This is a genomic window from uncultured Sulfitobacter sp., assembly GCF_947499945.1.
GTDB lineage: Bacteria > Pseudomonadota > Alphaproteobacteria > Rhodobacterales > Rhodobacteraceae > Sulfitobacter.
On sequence record NZ_CANMQD010000001.1, the window covers coordinates 319,615 to 340,157 of the forward strand.

Consider the following 20,543-nt stretch of genomic DNA (forward strand, 5'->3'; position numbering starts at 1 on the left):
GTGGTGCAGGTGTGCACGCTAGATCCAGTCGCCTTTCAGCGTCTGACGGTAGATGGCAGACAGCCAGTTGTTTCCAAAAGATTTCATCTCAAGTCCACGACCTGTCAGTAATTTGTAGCTGTCTTCATACCACTCGGTAGAGCGGTAGTTATAGCCCAAGATCGCACCCGCTGTTTGTGCCTCATCCGTCAGTCCGAGGCTCAGATAGGCCTCAACCAAACGGTGCAGTGCTTCGGCAGTGTGGGTTGTTGTCTGAAACTCCTCAACAACCACGCGGAAGCGGTTGATTGATGCGGTATAATGGTCCCGCTTAAGGTAGTAGCGGCCAATTTCCATCTCTTTACCCGCGAGATGGTCAAACGCCAAATCGAACTTGAGAATAGAGGCTCGTGCATATTCGCTATCAGGATACCGCTCAATCACGGCCCGCAATGCTTGCAAGGCCTGAAAGGTCAGACCCTGGTCGCGGCCCACATCGTCGATTTGGTCATAATAGCTCAGCGCAAGAAGATATGCGGCATAACCTGCATCATCATCATCGGGGTAAAAATCGATAAACCGCTGCGCAGCAGAGCGGCTGTTGGGGTAGTCGGCATCCTGATGATAGGCAAACGCCTGCATGATCAAGGCACGTTTGGCCCATTCGGAATAGGGGTATAGGCGCTCAATCTCAGCAAAGTAAAACGCGCCCTCGGAAGGACGCTTGCGGTTCAGCTCGAACTCGCCGCGCTCGAAAATCTGCTCGGGGGTATATGTCTCAAGCGGAATTTCCTGTGGATTGAAGAAGTTACTGGTGAAGCGTCCCGTATTCTGGTTGCCACCACCGCATGCGCTCAGGGTCGCTACAGCCACAAGCGTGACGGAAAGACGTCTTGCAGACCTTCCAAATCCCATCCTAGGCTATCCTTATTCTCTTACCGCTGTATTCTTTTTCAGGGCTTTAGCCCCTGTTGTCCATGGTGTTAGCACAATAATTAGCGGTGCAAAACGCCCATTTATCACTTTATAAAAAAGCCCAAGGCTTTCACCTCAGGCTTGGTCGTGTCTTTCGGCGTCAAACGAGCTTAGGCAACCGCAGGAATTTCATCCCAAACAAGCCCATGCCCCGGCAAACGCGCAGCCATTGCACCATCACACTGCACCAAACGCACAGCGCCCGGCGTCGCAAACAAGGCTCGCAGCAGCGTGTTGGTCAATGAGTGACCTGCACGGATTCCTGTGTAATGGCCAATCAGCGGAGCCCCCGCCAAAGCCAAATCACCCAATGCATCCAACATCTTATGGCGCACAGGCTCGTCCGCGTGGCGCAAACCTCCCGGGCTGAGAACAATGTCACCATCAAACACGACCGCGTTTTCACCAGCGGCACCACCAAGGGCCAGACCGTTGGCCTGCATTGTATCTACATCTGCCTGACGACAGAATGTACGGCTGTCGCACAACTCACGGGCAAAAGAGCCATTATTCATGATCAACGACTTTTGCTGGTGGCCAATTGCCGCATCAGTAAAATCGATCTCGAAATCAATGCGCAGCGTGTCGGAGGGCGCAATCGTGGCAGAGGCATCGCCATCCCGCACAGTCACTTCCTTCAGCACTTCAAACGCCATAACGGGAGCCGCCTGCATCTGCACACCACCCTGCCCCATAATGCCGCGCACAAACGGTGCGGCGGATCCATCAAGAATTGGCACTTCTGGTCCGTCAATCTCAACCAGAGCGTTGTGAATACCGCACCCTGCGAGGGCTGCCATCAAATGCTCGACAGTAGAAATCTGCAGACCACTTTTATTCTCAAGCTTGGTGCACAGGGGAGAACGGTTGACCGCATCCCAACGCGCCGGAATCATACGATCACCAACTTGAACATCTGTACGTTTAAACCAAATGCCATGACCGATGGGCGCAGGCAAAACTGTTGCCGTTGCAGGTTTGCCTGAATGCAGGCCTTTACCCACAAAGCTGATCGCCATTTTAACAGTGTTCTGCACGATGCCGTCCTCGGTTCTTGTTCAAGTATGTACTTGATTAACTCCTATCTACGCATCCCGTTGCATTGCTTCAAATCAATCATTGCAACCAACTGAAACATGCCTGAAACAAACCAGCGCATTGCCGCTGCCCAATCCCTAATACTCTGTTTTAGAATAGAAAAAGGCCACCCGAAGGCGGCCTTTAACATCACTAAATGACGTATTTTAGTTAGCTTGACGGCGCAAGAACGCTGGAATTTCGATGCGTTCCTGCTCTGGATCTGCTTCCTGACGCGGCTGGGGTGCTGCTGCACTCTGTTGGCGCTGCACTGGTGGCTGCTGGCGCGCAGGCTGGCTTGGGGCTGCGGCACGGGGTTGCGCCTCACCTTCGGAACCCGTCATCCGGTTGATCAACGAATTGATGCCAAAGCGCGGACGCTCACCTTGCTGCGTTGGTGCAGGAGCAGCAGCTTGCTGTGGCTGTGGGGCCGGCGCAGCGGCAGCTGGACGCTCAACAGGCTGCGCACGTTGGGCGGCGGCACGAAGGCGTGCCATGGCTTCGGGTGATGGCGTGCCCGGTGTGGGCGCACGTGGCGCGATAAACGCTTCAGGCTCTGCTTCAAGCGCTTCAGGCTGGGCTTCATAGGCCGCAGGCTCTGGCGTATAGGCAGGTGCAGGAACGTCATCTTGTGCCTGTTCGATTGGCTCGTAACGGCGGCCTGCAAACATATCGCGTGTGTTATCTACACGGGCTGGCTGCTGGGGCGCCTCGTCGAAAAAGCTTGGTGTCTGTGGCTCTTCCTGCGCGGGTGCTGCGGCAGCAACAGGTGCGGCAGCGGCGATTGGCGCTGCGCGTACTGGCTCCTGACGGTGCTCCGTCACCTGTGCAGCTTCAATCGTTTCATTACTCAAAGGGCGCGACATAGACCGACGTGGCACAGGCATATCCGTGTTCACATCCAGTGCATCGATACCCGTTGCAACAACGCTCACGCGCATAAATCCACCAAGGCTCTCGTCCAGTGTGGAACCGACGATGATGTTCGCTTCTGGGTCGACTTCTTCGCGGATGCGGTTGGCCGCTTCGTCCAGTTCGAACAATGTCAGATCTGCACCACCTGTGATGTTGATCAGAACTCCTTTTGCGCCACGCAGGGAAATCTCGTCAAGCAGCGGGTTGGCAATCGCCGCTTCTGCTGCCTGAATTGCGCGATCTTCACCTTCAGCCTCGCCTGTACCCATCATGGCTTTGCCCATTTCGTCCATAACGGCGCGAACGTCAGCAAAGTCGAGGTTGATCAGGCCAGGACGGACCATAAGGTCTGTTACGCCCTTAACACCTTGGTACAAAACATCATCGGCCATGGAGAAGGCATCGGTGAATGTCGTCTTCTCATTGGCAAGACGGAACAGGTTCTGGTTTGGAATGATAATCAGCGTATCGACGACTTTTTGCAGCGCCTCAACGCCTTCTTCCGCCTGACGCATGCGCTTAGCGCCCTCAAACTGAAACGGCTTGGTGACAACACCAACAGTCAGAACACCCAACTCACGTGCGGCTTGCGCGATGATTGGTGCTGCACCGGTCCCCGTGCCACCACCCATGCCGGCAGTGATAAAGCACATGTGAGCACCCGCGAGGTGATCAACGATTTGTTCGATTGATTCTTCGGCAGCAGCAGCACCGACGGTCGCGCGTGCACCTGCACCCAGACCTTCAGTTACTTTGATCCCCAACTGTACGCGGTTCTCCGCTTTCGCTTGCTGGAGCGCCTGAGCGTCTGTGTTGGCCACGACGAAATCAACGCCATCAAGGTTCTTGTCGATCATGTTATTGACCGCATTGCCCCCTGCACCGCCAACACCGAATACGGTGATGCGTGGCTTGAGGTCTTCCTGTCCGGGCATCGAAAGGTTCAAAGTCATCTTGGTTCCGCCTGTTTCCTAGCCCGCACCACGCGGGTCATTTTTGTCCCAAATTTACCTGACATTAAACACCATGGCATCTGGCGTCACGTAAAAAAGGGTATTTTGGCGCTAAATATAGGCAATTTTTCGCCACAATTCACCGCATTTCGTTTTGAGCGCCCCATATAGGGGTCACCAGTTGTCTTTAAACCATTTCACTGCACGCTTGAGCGAACGGTTCGGGTAGCGATCGGCGGGTATATCAAAGTCCCACCATTCATCCTGTGGATGTGCCGCAAAGAGCGCGAGGCCCACCGCAGAGGAAAACCCGGGGCCTGTGGCCGCTTGTGGCAAACCATGCACGCGCAAAGGCCGACCAAGGCGCACTTGCTGGCCCAAAATTTTGCTGGCCAGCCCATCAAGGCCTGGAATCTGGCTACCGCCGCCTGTCAGAACAATTTGCTGGCTAGGCAAATGGTCAAACCCTGCGGCATCGAGACGTGCACGCACTTCCTCGAAAATCTCTTCCACGCGCGGACGCATGATGCCGATCAGCTCGGCACGGCTGGCCGTGCGACGATCGTGCTCGTAATCGCCCGTCTCGCCGCCGATCTCGATCATCTCGCGGTCATCCATGCCTGTTGCATGTACCCCGCCATAGAATGTCTTGATCCGTTCGGCGTTTGCCATCGGCACTTGGAGCCCCAGCGAAATGTCAGAGGTGACATGGTCGCCGCCCATGCGAATGCTGTCGGCATAGATCATGTGTTTCTTGATGAAGATTGACACTCCAGTCGCTCCGCCGCCCAGATCAATACAGGCCGCACCCAACTCCTGCTCATCCTCGACCAGTGCCGCGATGCCCGAGACATAGGCAGAGGACGCAATCCCCGCCAGCTCCAGATCACAGCGTTTGATGCAATAGGCGAGGTGCTGCACAGCCTGCGCATCTACGGTCAGCATGTGCATATCAACGCTCAACTCATTGCCAAGCTGGCCACGCGGATCGATCAGACCGCTGCGGTGGTCGAGCGCAAAATTCACAGGCTGCGCGTGCAGGACTTCGCGTCCTTCGCCGTATTCCGGCACATCACATGACGACAGTACACGCGCCACGTCTTCCTCGGTCACAACCTGATCCTCAAGGGTCACTTGCGCATCAAGCCCATAGCTGCGCGGCTCTGCCCCTGCGAAACAGGCGATAACGTGATCCACACGGATACCCGCCATCTTTTGTGCCGCCTGCAATGCAGTGCGAATGGCCCGCTCTGTCTCGGCCATGGCAGTCACCTCGCCAAAGCGCACGCCGCGCGAACGGGTCGTCGCCGCACCGATCACACGGAAACCGGACTGCCCTGCAAGCGAGCCGAACTCACCCTCGTCCTCAATACGCGACGAGCCGTCGAAACGCAGCACAAGTGCCGCAATTTTCGAGCTGCCTACATCAAGGATTGCAACCACACCGCGCTGCATCGCGACTTTTCGCATTTGCCGCATGGTGCGTTGGCTGTGATAGAGATCATTCATTTGTTCTTTGCCCTAAAAGCTGCCTGTTGGGCCATCCGTTCTTCGGCGGCCTCTTTTGTCATTTGCACTGTTGGTCGGCGTGCCAGCCGCATGTCCACTCGCGCGACATCGCGGGTGAGAATATCTTGTGCTCCCTCAAGAGCGATCACCCGCTCCAAAGCGCGCATCGGCTCCTCGGTCGGCAGCAGGATACGCTGGTCGCGGTCAAGCACAACGTCCCAACGCCGCTCACCCATGCGGACCAATCCGCGCAACCGCTCCCCCAGCGGGGCAGCTGCCTGTATCAACGCAAGTGCCTCTGGCACATGTTTGTCTGCCCCCTCTCCCGCGATCATGGGTAGATCGGGTCGCGCATGGCGGCTGGTAGCAGCGGCCACATAGATGCCGTTCTCGTCCACCAACGCGAGGCCGGTCTCATTGCGCCAGAGCGCTACAGCCTGACGCTGCTCCACATCAATTTGCAGAACACCCCCCGGTCGAATGCGCAGGGATGCGGATTTAACGGCAGAGATCTCTGACACGGTCGCACGCATCGCATCAAGGTCCAGATCAAAGCTGGAGATCGGGAAATCAATCGGCAGGCTCTCGCGGATATACGTGGCAAGTTCGTCCTTGGCTCCGTCAACCGCCATCAGGTTTACCATAAACTCCGGGCGCGTCTCGATGCTGGCGCGGGTCTCGGCTACGGCCTGTTCAATTGCGCCACGGCGGCCTTCGTCGGCCAGATACCATGTGCCTGCGGCCAGTGTTATGCAAAACGGCACACCCGCACGCAAGGCAAGTCGGATGCCCGGTGTCAGCATAAGCCGCTGCAAACGCCATGCCCAACGCGACGGTGCAGGATCGGCACGCCCAACTTGGGGCTTTTTGCGCATCAACGCCCGCATGACGCATCCTCCACCATCCATGCACACAACTCAGGAAAGCTCATGCCAGTGGCTTGCGCCTGCTCGGGGGTGAGCGAGGTGCTGGTCATGCCAGGCTGGGTATTTGTCTCGAGCAGGATCAGGCCGTCCGCGCCGCGTGTCTCGTCCCAGCGAAAATCAGTACGGCTCAGCCCGCGACACCCAAGGGCGTTATGCGCACGCAGGGCATAGTCGAGGCAAAGGTCGAAGATCTCTTTAGGGATATCCGCAGGCACAATATGGGACGATCCGCCCTCTTTATACTTGGCATCATAGTCGTACCAACCTGTGGTCACGATATCAGTGACGGTCAGCGCACGTTTTCCCACCACAGTTGTCGTCAGCTCACGCCCCGGCGCAAATGCCTCGACCATAACCATTTCCGGCATGCTCTCGTCCAATTGCGGGGGACCGTTGTTTGCATCGGCCACCAGATAGACACCAACGGATGAGCCTTCATTGTTGGGCTTAACCACGTAAGGCGGGGTCATCACATGACCGCCGCGCACCCGCTCGGCTGGCACGATTATACTGTCAACAACGGGCAAACGGGCGGCGCGAAAAATCTCTTTGCACCGCTGCTTGTCCATCGCGACAGCCGAAGCCAACACGCCGGAATGGGAATAAGGGATATGCAACCACTCAAGGATACCCTGAACACAGCCGTCCTCACCCCAGCGGCCATGCAAACAATTCAGCACCGCATCAGGCTTCATGTCCGTCAGAACGGTACAAAGGTCGGGGCCAGCATCGACCTCAACCACATCATATTTGCCATGTTCCCGCAGTGCAGCCGCGCATGCGCGTCCTGAATCAAGAGAGACCTCGCGCTCTGCCGAGGGTCCACCCATAATTACCGCAACTGTGGGGCTTGTCCTGCTCGACATACCCGTGTGCCTTCAATGTCCCGAGCCTTTTGGCTCTTATTGTTATTATCTTGGCCTTTTTGGCCATTCTTAGAGTTTTGCCGCCACTTTTTGTGGTCGATACACCGCAAATTCGACGCTTATTCTTCGCCTATTCGCATTATTTCCCATTGTAGCGTGATACCACTGGAATCGTAAACCTTTTTTCGCACTTCTTCGCCCAATCCCTCAAGATCGGCAGCAGTCGCACCACCTGTGTTGATCAGGAAGTTGGCGTGTTTGGGCGACATCTGGGCGCCACCGCGTGTGGCCCCTTTCATTCCTGCATCCTGGATGACTTTCCACGCCTTAAGGTCATGCACATCATCGGCCTGTCCTGTTGAGCTGAAACCCGCCGGATTGCGGAACGTGGAGCCTGCACTGCGGTCTTTAGTCGGTTGTGTCGCGTCACGTTTAGCCAGTTGGTCTGCCATCCGAGCGTGAAGCGACGCAGGCTCACCTTTTGGCGGGGCAAAAGTGGCGCTGATCATCACAGCGCCCTCAGCCAAAACGCTTTGACGGTATTCGAATTGAAGATCATCTGCGGTGAGGGTGATAACCTCCCCTGCCCGCGTAACGGCCTGTGCATGCACAAAGTGATCTGCGGTATAGGTGCCGTAACATCCCGCGTTCATGCGCACTGCGCCGCCAATGCTGCCCGGGATGGTACGTAGGAATGTGAGGTCAAGCCCCGCATCCGCAGCTTTACGCGCAACATGTGCATCAAGTGCAGCCGCCCCTGCGGTGACTTCTCCACCTTTAATCTCGATCCCGTTGAAGCCGCGCCCCAGACGGATCACCACAGCGCGCAATCCCCCATCGCGCACAATGAGGTTAGAGCCGACGCCCATGGCGAAGACATCTACTTGCGCTGGCAGATCCCGCAGAAAGCTCTGCAAGTCCTCCAGATCGGCAGGTTGGAAAAAATAATCGGCAGGACCGCCCACACGCAGCCACGTGAGATCGGCCAGCACGCGCTGCTCGGTCAGCTTGCCGCGCGGTGTGGGAAGGTCAGTCATGTGTGTTCACTTTGCTCTCGCGAAAGGCCTGAACAAGACGGCCAATCAGAAAACCCGTCCCCACAGCCGAGATCGCATAGAACACTGCTGCAGCATGGGCCATCAACGCGGGGCGCGATAGCGGCTTTGCATCGAGGCCAAAGACCATCCAAAACGTATTGAGCACCATACCAATTGCCACAACGATCAACACAAGACCAAAGCGCCTTTGATATCCTGCGTAAGCGCAGAATAGCATCCAGATCGCCAATCCCGGCACAAGAACATACAGCATCATCGCTCTACTCCGCAGGTGTGTTGCGGCCCGCGCGGCGCAGCCAGCGGCCCAGATAGATCACGGGCCAGCGCAGCACCGAGCAGCCCCCCGCCAGCACCAGCAGGCCAACCCATGGTCCATGCTGCACGACCACATAACCCACAATCGGGATGCCCACAGCCACTAGTATATAAGCATTACGCCAGTGGTGATCACGACTTGGCGTCATGGCTAGGACATTGGCGATCAGCGCCCAAAGGCACGCGAGGGTCAGCGAGAGTGTGATCATTCTGGTATCTCCGGATTCTCACCGCGCAGACGCGCCGCGATATAGCGCAGGGGATTGCGGAACATGGACACAAAGGCGACGGAGGCCAACAGCGCATAGATCCAACCGAACTGCATTCCTGCCATGATGATCAGCACAGGGGCCGCCAGCAGGAGGATGAGGGCGGGAAAATACTGTCGGCGCACAGGAAGCATCGCAACACCCGCAGACGCAAAAACCCAACCGATGGAAAGCCAGACAACCGTCACGCAGCAGCACCTTTCAGCGCACGCAACGCGTCAGGCAATTCGTTGACCCAAGTGCTGATTGTTCCCGCGCCAAGGCAGATGACCATGTCGCCGGTACGCGCCTGCTCTGCCACGAGGCGGGCAATGTCTTCTGGTCCATCAATGCGGCGTGCGTGGCGGTGGCCGTGCTGGATCAACCCTGCAACAAGTGCATCACGATCCGCCCCTTCGATGGGCGCTTCGCCCGCGGCGTAAACTTCGGTGATCCCTACAACATCGCTGTCGTTGAAACAGGCGCAAAACTCGTCAAAGTGGTGGCTGAGGCGGGAATAGCGGTGCGGCTGGTGAATGGCGATTACGCGGCCTTTGGTCGATTGGCGTGCCGCTTTGAGAGCGGCGGCAATCTCGACGGGGTGGTGGGCATAGTCGTCAATAATCGTGACACCGTCCACAACGCCCACTTTTGTAAAGCGGCGATTGACCCCGCCGAACCCTTCAAGAGCCGTTCGGATTTCAGCGCCTTTCATCCCCAGATGCCGCGCCACTGCGACAGCCGCAAGTGCATTAGAGACGTTATGATCACCCGGCATAGGCAAAGCGCACCCTTCAATCACAATATCTTCGTTCTGGAGATGCACATCAAAATGCGCGATACCATCTTTATAATGTAGGCCAACTGCGCGGACGTCCGCTTGTGCATTGAACCCGTAAGTGATCACACGGCGGTCCGTGATCTTGCCCACAAGGCTTTGCACCTCTGGGTGATCGGTACAACAGATCGCAGCACCATAGAACGGGATGTTAGACGTAAAATCGAGGAATCCCTGACGCAGGTTTTCGATCGTACCCCAATGCTCCATATGCTCGGGGTCGATGTTGGTTACGATGGCGATTGTAGCGGGCAAACGGTTGAACGTACCGTCACTCTCGTCTGCTTCCACAACCATCCACTCACCCTCGCCCTTACGCGCGTTCGAGCCGTAGGCGTGGATTATGCCACCATTCACAACAGTCGGGTCAAAACCGCCCCCGTCGAGCAGCGCCGCAACCATCGTCGTGGTTGTTGTCTTACCGTGCGTGCCAGCAACCGCGATATTGGATTTAAGGCGCATCAACTCGGCCAGCATTTCAGCGCGGCGCACAATGGGCAGGCCTTGGGTGCGGGCGGCGTCCAGCTCCGGATTGCCTGGCTTGATCGCCGAGGAAATCACCACAACCTGCGCATTCTCGATATTCTCGGCACGTTGACCTTCAAACACAGTCGCACCCAATTCGACAAGACGGTCGGTGATTGGCGTTGCTTTGAGGTCGGACCCTTGGACAGTATAGCCGTGATTGAGCAAAACTTCGGCAATGCCGGACATGCCGATGCCGCCAATGCCAACGAAATGAAGGGCGCCCACATCACCGGGCAGTTTGGTTGCAGCGTTCATGTCGCAGGTTCCTTTGTCGTGAGATCGGTAATCATATCGGCCAACGTTTCTGCTGCCTCGGGCTTGCCCAATTTGAGCGCACTGATCGCCATCTTGGTGGCAGCAGGTCCATCCGACAGGATCACATGTATTATCTGGGTGAGATTTTCGGGGTTTGCCACATCCTCACGGATCATCACGGCGGCTTCAGCCTCTACCATGCCTTTTGCATTGGCAGCCTGATGGTCCCCTGCGGCAGAGGGAAAGGGAATGAGGATAGCGGGACGCCCAATCACTGTGAGATCGGCAATTGTAGATGCACCAGAGCGGCTGATCACAAGTTGGGCTTCGGACATGCGACGCGGCACATCGTGAAAAAAGGGCTGCACGTCGGCATTAATGCCATTCTCGGCGTAGTATTCGGCGACACGGGTGCCATCCTCCTCGCGGGCCTGGTGGCTCACGCGGATGTTACGCAGCATGTCCATCGGCAGCGCTGCAATCGCAGGAGGGATCACATCGCTTAGAATGCGCGCGCCCTGAGAGCCGCCCATCACCAGCAGGTCCATTGGATAATCACCCGGCGCAATATATCCCGCCCCCGCACGCTCCAGCACGGAGCCGCGCACAGGGTTGCCGACATGCACGCCCTCGACGCCTTCGGGCAATGTTGTGGGCCATGTTCCGCAGGCGACGCAGTCAACGCGCGGCGCAAAAATTTCGTTTACGCGGCCTAGCACACCATTTTGTTCATGGATCATCCGTGGCAGGCGCAGCATCCATGCCGCCCCCAGCGCAGGGATCGACGGATAACCGCCAAAGCCGATTACAACGTCGGGACGGTCGCGCAGCATCCTGAAGGCCGCGCTTAACGTGCCACCCGCAATGCGAAACGGCACCATCACCTTAGCCAACGGACCACCACGGGAAAACGTAGCGCTTGCAATCTGCTCAATCTCGACCGCGTCGGGAAAAGCAGCCGTATAACGGGCACCACGGGCATCTGTACTCAGCTTTACGCGCCATCCACGCGCCAGCATAACTTCGGCAAGGGCTTGGGCTGGAAACATATGGCCGCCCGTGCCACCTGCGGCAATTACAAGAAGAGGAAGCTTACTCACGTTCGGCCCCGCGACAGCAATGCGCTGATTTCACCTTGTGGGCGCGAGCGTGTAAAGGCGAGAAGCATCCCAAGCGCAATACCAGATGCGATGACGGAAGAGCCGCCATAGCTCACAAATGGCAGGGTCATGCCCTTTGCAGGCAAAAGGCGCACGGCCACGCCCATGTTAATCATCGCCTGAACACCGAACATGCAGGCCAGCCCGGTCCCCGCAAGGCGAATAAACGGATCACGTTCACGAACCAATCGCAGCAGCGAGCGCACGACGACAGATGTATAGAGCGCAATAATACAGAGCACGAGGATCAGACCATATTCCTCAGCCGCGACTGCAATGATAAAATCGGTATGCGCATCGGGGAGTGACCATTTCACTTCGCCCTCGCCCACGCCGACACCAAACAGGCCGCCCTCGCGGATTGCGTTGGTGGCATAGCCAAGCTGGGTTGTTGGATCGACATCGACACTGAGAAAGCCGTCGATACGTCGGGCAAAATGCTCGGAGTTGGCATAGGCAACTGTACCCGCCACAACGACAAGCCCTGCCATACCGACCAACAGCACAATGGGCGCGCCGGCGACAAAATACATGACACCCCAGCCGAACAGTACCAGACATGCCTGACCAAAATCGGGCTGAAGGGCCAGCATCAGAACAATCGAAATACACAGACCGAACGACCACGCTTTGCCCGGTGGTCCGTTAATCTCAAGACTGGCTGCCATCATCCATGCAGCAACTACCACAAATCCGGGCTTGAGAAATTCGGACGGCTGGATCGAGGCAAAGCCGAGACTGTACCAGCGCGTGGCCCCTTTGCCAAAATCTGTGCCGAAAACGGGCAACAACGCCAAGGCGACAAATGCACCGATAAACCCGATAACCGCCAAACGCCGTACAAGGACGGGCGACATCATAGAAGTCAGCAGCATCGCAATCATCGCCAAACCGCCAAAAAATGCCTGACGCTGGACATAGTGGAACGGCTCAAACCCGTTCTTTTCCGCAAGCGGAGGGGAAGCTGCAAGACCCAGCAACATACCGACTGCAAAAAGCATCAGAATGCAGGAGAGTGCCCACCTGTCGAGGGTGCGCCACCACTTGGGGAGGATCGGTTCGCCGTCCCGCACGGGAACTGCGCCAAAGACCATTTCTGTCATGGGTACGTGCCTTACACTGCCTGTCTCGCCCCCTTTGCGGGGGTCTAGAGTTCAGTATAACGCGAAACTCGCGGCGCGGCTAGAGACTTTGCGTCCTTTATTGGGCTGCCCCTTATCCCTCATGCGTGCCGCGAATGGGGTAATCGTTGCCACGGATGAATTTGATCCCGTTTGCTATGCCTTGCAGGTCAGGCCGCGCAAAGGGGGCATTGGACACATCCACGATCTGGATTGCACCTTCGCTGTTGATCACAAACAGGCCCGGCTCGGGGAACGGACGGTCGGTTTCGGCGGGGCTGCGTGGATTTGAGATATAAAGGCCAAGGCCACGCATCTGATCAACACTCAGCCCACAGCCCATGGCAAGTGTCAGCGCTTTTTCATCCGCGAAGGCCTGCGCCTTCTCGGCAGGATCGCCCGAAACTGCAACCACATCGACGCCTAATTCGTTATAAGCCGCCTCCAGCTCTTGCAGCTTTGCCAGATAGTTTTTGCACAGCGGACAATGCAGGCCGCGGTAAACGACCACCAACTGCCAATCATGCCCACCGCGCGGTGCACCAAGGGTAATAGTCCCACCCCCAAGCAGTTCAACTTCGGTTTTTGGGAAAGTGCTTCCAGCGTCGAGTGCGGCCATTTCATATCTCCTAAGGGGTTGGGCTTGACCGTACCGAGAATATGCCGCACCACAAGGGGAGCTCACGAATGCTTGACCGCCCCTGCACGATGAGGCACCTCACCCCCATGGAATTTGAAACAGCAATCGTTGGCGCAGGCGCCGCAGGAATGATGTGTGCCGCTCATCTGGACGGGCGCACCCTCATCGTAGACCACACGAAAGCGGCGGGGGAAAAAATTCGTATTTCTGGTGGCGGGCGGTGCAATTTCACCAATCTTTATACCGACCCCGATGCCTTCATCTGCGCTAATCCCCATTTCGCCAAATCCGCGCTGGCCCGGTACACCCAATGGGATTTCATCGCATTGGTCGAGGAGCATGGCATCGCGTGGCACGAGAAAACGCTGGGCCAGCTCTTTTGCGACAACAGTGCCAAAGACATCATCGCCATGCTGCGCGATCTCATGGCAGCACGGGGGGCAGAACTGCGGCTGAACAGCTCTGTGAGTGATGTGCAAAAGGTGGGCGATCACTTCACCTTCAGTCTGCACACTCCTGACGGGACGCATCAGGTCAGAGCCCAGAACCTCGTCATCGCCACGGGCGGCAAGTCCATCCCCAAGATGGGCGCAACAGGTTGGGCCTATGATATCGCGCGTCAGTTCGACCTGCCAGTCACGGACATCCGCCCCGCATTGGTGCCGTTCACCTTTGCCGATGGTCGCTTTGCCGAAATATCTGGCGTAGCGGTCCCTTCGCGCGTGCATACGGGCGGTCCTGTGTTCGAGGAGGCGATGCTCTTCACGCATCGCGGCCTGTCTGGTCCGGCGATCCTGCAAGCGTCGTCATACTGGACCGAAGGGAATTCTGTAACCGTGGATATCGCTCCGCCCGATATGTATGAAGCGCTGCGCGCCCAGCGTCAGGAAGCGGGTCGGCGCAACTTCACCACCGAGCTGTCGCGCCACCTGCCTTCACGTTTGGTCGAGCATTTGTCAGGGATATTCGATCTGAGCGGCAATCTGGCCGATTGGTCCGATGCACGCCTCAGTGCCCTGATCGACGGGCTGCGCCGGTGGGAGCTACTGCCCAACGGCACCGAAGGCTACCGCACGGCCGAAGTGACTGTGGGCGGCGTGGACACCGACGCACTCAACTCCCGCACAATGGCGTCGAAAGAGCACCCGAACCTGTACTTTATCGGCGAAGCTGTTGACGTCACAGGTTGGCTCGGCGGATACAACTTCCAATGGGCGTGGTCCTCTGCCATGGCCGCAGCCGAGGCATTGAACGCCCGCTAGTCAAGGTGCGCTTTTACCAGCTGTATAAAATCATCGCCGCGCTTCTCGAAGCTGTCGTATTGATCGAAACTCGCCGCCGCAGGGGCAAGCAGGACAACATCGCCCTCCTCCGCTTCGGCAATGGCACGGGCAACGGCCACGTCCATCGTACCACAAACTTCGGCCTCAACGCTCAACTGCATGGCAAAACCCGCCGCCTCGCGCCCGATAACATAAGCTTTGCGCACTGTCTCGGACGCAGCAGTCAGACCGCCAAGCCCGCCCTCTTTTTCCAGCCCGCCGCAAATCCAGCGAATGTTCTTGAAAGCCGCCAGCGCCTTGGCTGCTGAATCCACATTGGTCGCTTTGCTATCATTCACAAAACGCACACCGCCCTTTTCACCAATCGTCTGGCTCCGGTGGGGCAAGCCGCCAAAGCTGTGGAAAGCCGCCTCGATCACGCGTGGCGCAATCGACAATGCGCGACAGGCCGCATAGGCGCTGCACGCGTTCTGGTGGTTATGCGATCCCGGAAGGCCAGCAACGCCGCGCAGGTCAATCGATGCTGCCTGCTTTCCATTGCGGTACTCCGACAGAAATCCTTTGCGCGCAAAGACGTTCCAGCCTGGTCCAGCGAGCTTGCGGTCGACACTTACGCGGATCACTCGGTCATCGACGGCCCCCTCGCTGAGTTGGCCTGCAAGAAATGCACCTTCCTGCTCGTCCACGCCAACAACTGCGCGGTCAGGTCCACCTTCGGCAAACAAGCGGCGCTTGGCCGCAAAATACCCGCCCATACCTGCGTGACGGTCCAGATGATCGGGGCTGAGGTTCGTGAAAACGGCTACGTCAGGCGTCAAGCTACGTGCGAGATCGGTCTGATAGCTGGATAGCTCAAGCACCACGACGCCGCCATCTGGCGCAGGCTCGATGTCCAAGACCCCCCGCCCGATGTTGCCAGCAAGCTGGGAGTTGCGCCCTGCATGCTCAAGAATGTGATGGATCAACGCTGATGTCGTGGATTTTCCATTCGATCCTGTCACCGCGATCACGCGGGGGGCGATGTCAAACATGTTCCACTCGGAGGTGGCAAAGCTCTGAAAGAACAGACCGATGTCGTTGTCTACAGGCACCCCTGCCTCCAGCGCCGCCGCCACGACGGGGTTCGGTGCGGGATAGAGGTGCGGAATGCCGGGGCTGACGATCAGCCGTGCGATACCATCAAACGCACCATTTCTAGACAACTCAAGACATTCGAAACCTTCAGCTTCGGCCGCCGCGCGTGCCTTGAAGTTATCGTCCCAGCACACAGGCTCCGCTCCGCCCGCCTTGAGCGCACGTGCCGCAGATAGACCCGAACGTCCCAGCCCCAAAACGGCGACCCGTAATCCTTGCATGCCTTGAACTGGTATCATTTCAATCGTCCTTCTTATGCGTGGAATTATTTGGGTAGAATAGACGAGAAACTGAAGCGTCAAACAGTTTTAGACAGAGCATTCAACAAAGCCACAGCACGTTCCGCATCCGCCGCAGGGACAAACGCATGATCGTGGTGAAACCCTGCCACCATATTACAGGCAATCCCCTCATCCGCGAGAACAGTCGCAACTGCTGCCGTGAGGCCAACGCCATCAAGCGCGGAGTGAACAGAAAGCGTTATCCGCTTCATCGGTAAATCAGATAGCAAACCTTTGGCATGTGCCATTTCGTCTGTCAGAATGAGGGACAGCCCCTCGTCTTCGCGAAAACTGGCAAGCGCGTACGGGATCAATGCCTCAGGCCCCATGCAAAAGTGATAGAGCGTACTGTCCAAGACAGGCGCCATTCCAGAGATCATCGCAGCCGTATCTTTGACCGGAGAAGACATTAACGCACCTTCAGCGTTGCAAGGCCGATTAGTGCGAGGATCAGCGAGATAATCCAGAAGCGGATCACGATCTGGGGCTCGGCCCATCCCTTCTTCTCATAGTGGTGGTGAATAGGTGCCATCAGGAACACGCGTTTCCCTGTACGTTTAAAATAGAGCACCTGAATAATCACGCTCAGCGCCTCAACCACAAACAGACCGCCGACAATACCCAGTACCAACTCGTGTTTGGTCGCGACCGCGATCGCACCAAGGGCACCACCAAGCGCCAATGAGCCCGTATCGCCCATAAATACCGCCGCAGGCGGCGCATTATACCACAAAAAGCCGAGGCCACCGCCAAAGATGCCCGCAGTAAAAATTAGAATTTCCCCTGTACCTGCCACGTAATGCACGTCAAGGTAGTCGGTGAAGTCCACTCGACCCACCGCATAGGCGATCACGCCCAGCGTGCCGGCGGCAATCATCACAGGCATAATCGCCAATCCGTCAAGACCATCAGTCAGGTTCACCGCATTGGCCGATCCCACAATAACGATCATCGCAAAAGGCACAAAGAGGTAGCCGAGATTCACAAGGGTATCTTTGAACACAGGTAACGCCAGCTGATATTGTAGGTTTTCAGGGTGATATTGTGCCGCCCAATAGGCAGCGATGCCTGCAATGGCAAAGCCGAGGAAGAGGCGGAGTCTGGAGGATACCCCTGCCACCGTCTGCTTGCTTACTTTGGCATAATCGTCGGCAAAGCCGATCGCAGCAAAGCTCATCGTGACGAAAAGTACCATCCAGATGAACGGATTATCCAGACGCGCCCAAAGCAACGTGGAAGTCAGCAGTGCGCCAACGATTAGCAATCCACCCATGGTTGGCGTGCCCGCTTTGGCAAAATGGCCTTCTGGGCCGTCATCGCGGATCGGCTGGCCCTTCCCTTGGGTGCGGCGCAGCATGTTGATCAGCGGTTTACCAAAGATAAAGCCGAAGATGAGCGCCGTCATAAACGCCCCACCCGCGCGAAAGGTGATGTAGCGAAAGAGGTTAAAGAAATCACCGCCATCCGACAGCAGGGTCAACCAATAGAGCATACATCGTCCTTACTAAATCAACGGCACAAAGACCCACATCTTGTAGGCGTACGCACCGCTCCCCCTGTATGGGGGGATCACACGTCCGTTACCCGATGGCCCATTTTTCGTATGGCGTCAACGATCAGACCCAATTTCATGCTCAAAGATCCCTTGGCAAGAACCACGTCACCTGCATCTATCTTGTGACGTAGGCCTTCGCACATCTCCTGCGAAGTCTCTGTCCAATCGCCGCGCTGGTGCTCGGGCAGCAAATCGTAAAGCGCACGCATCAGCGGGCCGACGCAGTGGATCACATCAAGATTCTGGGTCGCTTCAAGATGGGCGATGCCTGCATGCAGTGCTACAGCATCCTCGCCCAACTCCTTCATATCGCCCAGAAACGCGATCCTACGCCCCTTGCCTATGCGACCCACACCGTCGGCTGTCGTGGCACCTGCCAGCACTTCCAACGAGGCGGCAACAGAGGTCGGGTTGGCGTTATAGCTGTCATCAATAAGCGACAAACGCTCTTGCGCTTCAACGGGATCAAGCTGGATCACTTCGCGCTGGCCGCGCCCTTTATACGGTGTCCAGCGGCCCAGCACGGCAATCGCTTGTGCCAGATCGGCACCAATCGCCTGCACAATTGCCAGCGCGCCAAGGCCGTTCATCGCAAAATGCCGCCCCGGCGTGGCGAGCTTGAACAGGATCGGCTTGTCGTCAAATTCGGCTTGCACAATCGTTGTGTCGCCCTGAATGGTCAGTTCTTTGAGCCTCCAGTCAAATCCGTGCTCACCAAATGCGATGCCGTGCAGACGTTTATCGTGGGTTTTGGCTGCGAGAATCGCGGAAGTCTCAACATCCGCATTATAGACTGCAGGTGCACCAATCGGCAGGCTATCAAAAATACTCGCCTTTTCCAGCGCGATGCCGGTAATATTCTCGAATGCCTCCAGATGCGCCGCCGCCACTGTGGTAATCAGTGCCGCGTGCGGTCGCGCCAGCATGGTCAGCGGCAGGATTTCACCTGGATGGTTCATGCCCATCTCGATGATCGCATATTCGGTATCCGCTGGCATCCGCGCCAGCGTCAGCGGCACGCCCCAGTGATTGTTGTAGCTGGCAATCGACGCATGGGTTCGGCCCTGGTTGGCCAGCATCGCCAGCAGCATTTCCTTGGTTGATGTTTTGCCCACCGAGCCTGTGATGCCGATCACTTTTGCTTGCGTCCGCTCCCGCGCCGCAGCGCCCAAAGCTTCCAGGCCCTTGAGGACATCGGCAACAATCAACAGCGGCGCATCTGCCGCAACACCTTCGGGGATGCGCGAGACCAATGCGGCCCCTGCCCCTTTTTCCAGCGCCATAGCGACAAACTCATGCCCGTCGCGCACGTCCTTGAGCGCAACGAACAGATCACCCGCTTCAATCGTGCGGGTATCAATGGAAATGCCGTTTACCGCCCAATCGCCCTGCGCACGCCCACCTGTAGCTGCCGCCGCCTCTGCTGCTGTCCACAAGCTCATGCCAATCTCCCGTCCAAGGCTGCGACTGCAACACTTGCCTGCTCAACATCATCAAAGGGCAACACATCGTCGCCAATCGTCTGGCCCGTCTCATGCCCCTTACCCGCGATGAGCAGCGCATCACCAGGCTCCAGCATATCAATCCCGCGCAGGATCGCTTCGGCGCGGTCGCCCACTTCGGTCGCGTCAGGACAGCCGCCCATAACAGCCGTGCGGATCGTGGCGGGGTCCTCAGAGCGGGGGTTATCATCAGTCACAAAAACCATGTCAGCGTTGCGTGCAGCAGCTGCCCCCATCAACGGGCGTTTACCTGCGTCACGGTCCCCGCCTGCCCCCACAATCGCGATCAAGCGGCCCATGACGTGAGGGCGCATCGCGGCCAATGCAGTCGCCACCGCATCAGGCGTATGAGCATAATCCACAAACACCGCAGCGCCATTGTCACGGGTCGCAGCAAGCTGCATGCGCCCCCGCACAGTGGTCAGGTGCGGGATGGTGTCAAAGACATCTGCCGCATCCGCGCCGCACGCAATCACAAGCGCGGCTGCAAGTAATACATTGTCCGCTTGAAACCCGCCAATCAGGTTGAGGCGCTTTTGGTATGTCTTGCCGTCCCACTCAAACCGCAAGTCCTGCCCTGTTGCATCAAAACGTTGAGCGGTCAGGTGGAGATCACCGCCATCACGGCCCACAGTCAGCACTTTGCAGCCCCGCGCCGTAGCAATCGCGGCCAGCTCGATGCCGCGTGGGTCGTCGATGTTAATAACGGCCGTGCCGTCCTCTGGCAGGATACGCGCAAAAAGTGCAGCTTTTGCATCGAAATAGGCTTCGAAAGTATGGTGGTAGTCAAGGTGATCTTGGGTGAAGTTCGTAAATCCTGCGGCCTTGAGCGTAACACCGTCAAGGCGGCGCTGGTCAAGACCATGGGACGATGCCTCCATAGCAGCATGGGTGATGCCATTCTGCGCGGCCTGCGCCAAAGTGCGGTGTAATGTAATCGGTTCTGGCGTGGTATGGGCCAGCGGCGCAGACCATGCGCCCTCAACGCCAGTCGTGCCAAGGTTCACGGCGGCCAATCCCATCTCGATCCAGATTTGACGCACGAATGTACTGACCGAGGTTTTCCCGTTGGTCCCCGTCACGGCAATCATCGTTTGCGGCTGGGCCCCAAACCATAGGGCTGCAGTACGCGCCAAGGCCTCGCGCGGCTCCTCCGATATCACAAGAGCGGCCCCCGCATCCCGCACCGCATCCCCACACAGCTGCGCACCCGTTGCATCGGTCAGAATCGCAACTGCGCCTTGGTCCAGCGCTTTTTCAACAAACGCAGCCCCATGGACCACCGTGCCAGGCATGGCCGCAAAGAGCACGCCGTCAGACACACGGCGGCTGTCCACTTCAATGCCAGACAAGTCAGGGTTTTGTCCCCCTACGGCCATCAGCCCCAAAGAGTTCAACGAGATACACGGTGGGATCGACATATAT

General features: G+C 57.5%; 20 protein-coding genes. 1 reads left to right on the forward strand and 19 read right to left on the reverse strand.

All coding sequences use genetic code 11. From position 1 onward, the window contains the following. Window positions 1-18: 18 nt before the first annotated feature. The 14 genes from Q0775_RS01570 to Q0775_RS01635 all read right to left on the reverse strand — a co-directional run bounded on the left by Q0775_RS01570 (window position 19) and on the right by Q0775_RS01635 (window position 13,342). Window positions 19-894 (reverse strand): outer membrane protein assembly factor BamD, encoded by an 876-nt coding sequence (locus Q0775_RS01570; RefSeq protein ID WP_298857506.1) that lies wholly within the window; start codon window positions 892-894, stop codon window positions 19-21. A 170-nt stretch (window positions 895-1,064) separates the two neighbouring features. Next, window positions 1,065-1,991: a UDP-3-O-acyl-N-acetylglucosamine deacetylase gene (lpxC, locus tag Q0775_RS01575; RefSeq protein ID WP_298857508.1), complete on the reverse strand. Its 927-nt coding sequence runs from the start codon at window positions 1,989-1,991 to the stop codon at window positions 1,065-1,067. Window positions 1,992-2,198: 207 nt separating this feature from the next. Next, a complete protein-coding gene (ftsZ, locus tag Q0775_RS01580; RefSeq protein ID WP_298857510.1) occupies window positions 2,199-3,899 on the reverse strand; it encodes a cell division protein FtsZ in 1,701 nt (566 codons plus the stop codon). Window positions 3,900-4,073: 174 nt separating this feature from the next. Then, window positions 4,074-5,408, reverse strand: a complete 1,335-nt coding sequence (gene ftsA, locus Q0775_RS01585) for a cell division protein FtsA (RefSeq protein ID WP_298857512.1) — start codon at window positions 5,406-5,408, stop codon at window positions 4,074-4,076. Continuing rightward, window positions 5,405-6,295: a cell division protein FtsQ/DivIB gene (locus Q0775_RS01590; protein WP_366862921.1), complete on the reverse strand. Its 891-nt coding sequence runs from the start codon at window positions 6,293-6,295 to the stop codon at window positions 5,405-5,407. Before Q0775_RS01590 ends, ftsA begins: the two co-directional genes overlap by 4 nt. Continuing rightward, window positions 6,283-7,164: a D-alanine--D-alanine ligase gene (locus Q0775_RS01595; RefSeq protein ID WP_298859896.1), complete on the reverse strand. Its 882-nt coding sequence runs from the start codon at window positions 7,162-7,164 to the stop codon at window positions 6,283-6,285. The genes Q0775_RS01590 and Q0775_RS01595 overlap by 13 nt, the downstream gene beginning before the upstream one ends. Before the next feature lie 155 nt (window positions 7,165-7,319). Then, a complete protein-coding gene (murB, locus tag Q0775_RS01600; RefSeq protein WP_298857514.1) occupies window positions 7,320-8,237 on the reverse strand; it encodes a UDP-N-acetylmuramate dehydrogenase in 918 nt (305 codons plus the stop codon). Further along, the gene (locus Q0775_RS01605; protein ID WP_298857516.1) at window positions 8,230-8,514 is read right to left on the reverse strand and encodes a hypothetical protein; all 285 of its coding nucleotides are present in this window, start codon (window positions 8,512-8,514) and stop codon (window positions 8,230-8,232) included. The genes murB and Q0775_RS01605 overlap by 8 nt, the downstream gene beginning before the upstream one ends. A 4-nt stretch (window positions 8,515-8,518) precedes the next feature. Beyond that, window positions 8,519-8,779, reverse strand: coding sequence for a DUF2484 family protein (locus tag Q0775_RS01610; protein WP_298859898.1), 261 nt, complete (start codon window positions 8,777-8,779; stop codon window positions 8,519-8,521). After that, complete coding sequence (locus Q0775_RS01615) at window positions 8,779-9,030, reverse strand: DUF2484 family protein (protein ID WP_298857518.1); 252 nt, start codon at window positions 9,028-9,030, stop codon at window positions 8,779-8,781. The genes Q0775_RS01610 and Q0775_RS01615 overlap by 1 nt, the downstream gene beginning before the upstream one ends. Next, on the reverse strand, window positions 9,027-10,442 hold the full coding sequence (gene murC, locus Q0775_RS01620) for a UDP-N-acetylmuramate--L-alanine ligase (RefSeq protein WP_298857520.1): 1,416 nt from the start codon (window positions 10,440-10,442) through the stop codon (window positions 9,027-9,029). Before murC ends, Q0775_RS01615 begins: the two co-directional genes overlap by 4 nt. Further along, entirely contained in the window at window positions 10,439-11,542 is a 1,104-nt protein-coding gene (gene murG, locus Q0775_RS01625; RefSeq protein WP_298857522.1) for an undecaprenyldiphospho-muramoylpentapeptide beta-N-acetylglucosaminyltransferase, read from the reverse strand. Before murG ends, murC begins: the two co-directional genes overlap by 4 nt. Next, window positions 11,539-12,705: a putative lipid II flippase FtsW gene (gene ftsW / locus Q0775_RS01630; RefSeq protein ID WP_298857525.1), complete on the reverse strand. Its 1,167-nt coding sequence runs from the start codon at window positions 12,703-12,705 to the stop codon at window positions 11,539-11,541. Before ftsW ends, murG begins: the two co-directional genes overlap by 4 nt. Window positions 12,706-12,817: 112 nt before the next feature. Next, window positions 12,818-13,342, reverse strand: coding sequence for a peroxiredoxin-like family protein (locus tag Q0775_RS01635; protein ID WP_298857527.1), 525 nt, complete (start codon window positions 13,340-13,342; stop codon window positions 12,818-12,820). Between the two features lie 107 nt (window positions 13,343-13,449). Here Q0775_RS01635 and Q0775_RS01640 point away from each other — a divergent pair, with 107 nt between their 5' ends. After that, a complete protein-coding gene (locus tag Q0775_RS01640; RefSeq protein ID WP_298859900.1) occupies window positions 13,450-14,625 on the forward strand; it encodes an aminoacetone oxidase family FAD-binding enzyme in 1,176 nt (391 codons plus the stop codon). On the opposite strand, the gene murD is transcribed toward Q0775_RS01640, so the two are convergent. From murD to Q0775_RS01665, 5 genes are all read right to left on the reverse strand, one after another. Beyond that, complete coding sequence (gene murD, locus Q0775_RS01645) at window positions 14,622-16,019, reverse strand: UDP-N-acetylmuramoyl-L-alanine--D-glutamate ligase (protein WP_298857529.1); 1,398 nt, start codon at window positions 16,017-16,019, stop codon at window positions 14,622-14,624. The two genes, Q0775_RS01640 and murD, sit on opposite strands and share 4 nt — an antisense overlap. Window positions 16,020-16,078: 59 nt before the next feature. Then, complete coding sequence (locus Q0775_RS01650; RefSeq protein ID WP_298857531.1) at window positions 16,079-16,471, reverse strand: ACT domain-containing protein; 393 nt, start codon at window positions 16,469-16,471, stop codon at window positions 16,079-16,081. Continuing rightward, window positions 16,471-17,553: a phospho-N-acetylmuramoyl-pentapeptide-transferase gene (gene mraY, locus Q0775_RS01655; protein ID WP_298857533.1), complete on the reverse strand. Its 1,083-nt coding sequence runs from the start codon at window positions 17,551-17,553 to the stop codon at window positions 16,471-16,473. Before mraY ends, Q0775_RS01650 begins: the two co-directional genes overlap by 1 nt. A 77-nt stretch (window positions 17,554-17,630) precedes the next feature. After that, window positions 17,631-19,058: a UDP-N-acetylmuramoyl-tripeptide--D-alanyl-D-alanine ligase gene (gene murF / locus Q0775_RS01660; RefSeq protein ID WP_298857536.1), complete on the reverse strand. Its 1,428-nt coding sequence runs from the start codon at window positions 19,056-19,058 to the stop codon at window positions 17,631-17,633. Beyond that, window positions 19,055-20,539 carry a UDP-N-acetylmuramoyl-L-alanyl-D-glutamate--2,6-diaminopimelate ligase gene (locus tag Q0775_RS01665; RefSeq protein ID WP_298857538.1) on the reverse strand — a complete coding sequence of 495 codons (1,485 nt, stop codon included), beginning with the start codon at window positions 20,537-20,539 and terminating at the stop codon, window positions 19,055-19,057. Before Q0775_RS01665 ends, murF begins: the two co-directional genes overlap by 4 nt. Between the last annotated feature and the right edge of the window lie 4 nt (window positions 20,540-20,543).

Coding starts and splice junctions, on each gene's coding strand:
- Q0775_RS01570 (WP_298857506.1), bottom strand. CDS start 894: ATGGGATTTGGAAGGTCTGCAAGACGTCTTTCCGTCACGCTTGTGGCT.
- ftsZ (WP_298857510.1), bottom strand. CDS start 3,899: ATGACTTTGAACCTTTCGATGCCCGGACAGGAAGACCTCAAGCCACGC.
- ftsA (WP_298857512.1), bottom strand. CDS start 5,408: ATGAATGATCTCTATCACAGCCAACGCACCATGCGGCAAATGCGAAAA.
- Q0775_RS01590 (WP_366862921.1), bottom strand. CDS start 6,295: ATGCGGGCGTTGATGCGCAAAAAGCCCCAAGTTGGGCGTGCCGATCCT.
- Q0775_RS01595 (WP_298859896.1), bottom strand. CDS start 7,164: ATGGGTGGACCCTCGGCAGAGCGCGAGGTCTCTCTTGATTCAGGACGC.
- murB (WP_298857514.1), bottom strand. CDS start 8,237: ATGACTGACCTTCCCACACCGCGCGGCAAGCTGACCGAGCAGCGCGTG.
- Q0775_RS01605 (WP_298857516.1), bottom strand. CDS start 8,514: ATGATGCTGTATGTTCTTGTGCCGGGATTGGCGATCTGGATGCTATTC.
- murC (WP_298857520.1), bottom strand. CDS start 10,442: ATGAACGCTGCAACCAAACTGCCCGGTGATGTGGGCGCCCTTCATTTC.
- ftsW (WP_298857525.1), bottom strand. CDS start 12,705: ATGACAGAAATGGTCTTTGGCGCAGTTCCCGTGCGGGACGGCGAACCG.
- Q0775_RS01635 (WP_298857527.1), bottom strand. CDS start 13,342: ATGGCCGCACTCGACGCTGGAAGCACTTTCCCAAAAACCGAAGTTGAA.
- Q0775_RS01640 (WP_298859900.1), top strand. CDS start 13,450: ATGGAATTTGAAACAGCAATCGTTGGCGCAGGCGCCGCAGGAATGATG.
- murD (WP_298857529.1), bottom strand. CDS start 16,019: ATGATACCAGTTCAAGGCATGCAAGGATTACGGGTCGCCGTTTTGGGG.
- Q0775_RS01650 (WP_298857531.1), bottom strand. CDS start 16,471: ATGTCTTCTCCGGTCAAAGATACGGCTGCGATGATCTCTGGAATGGCG.
- mraY (WP_298857533.1), bottom strand. CDS start 17,553: ATGCTCTATTGGTTGACCCTGCTGTCGGATGGCGGTGATTTCTTTAAC.
- murF (WP_298857536.1), bottom strand. CDS start 19,058: ATGAGCTTGTGGACAGCAGCAGAGGCGGCGGCAGCTACAGGTGGGCGT.
- Q0775_RS01665 (WP_298857538.1), bottom strand. CDS start 20,539: ATGTCGATCCCACCGTGTATCTCGTTGAACTCTTTGGGGCTGATGGCC.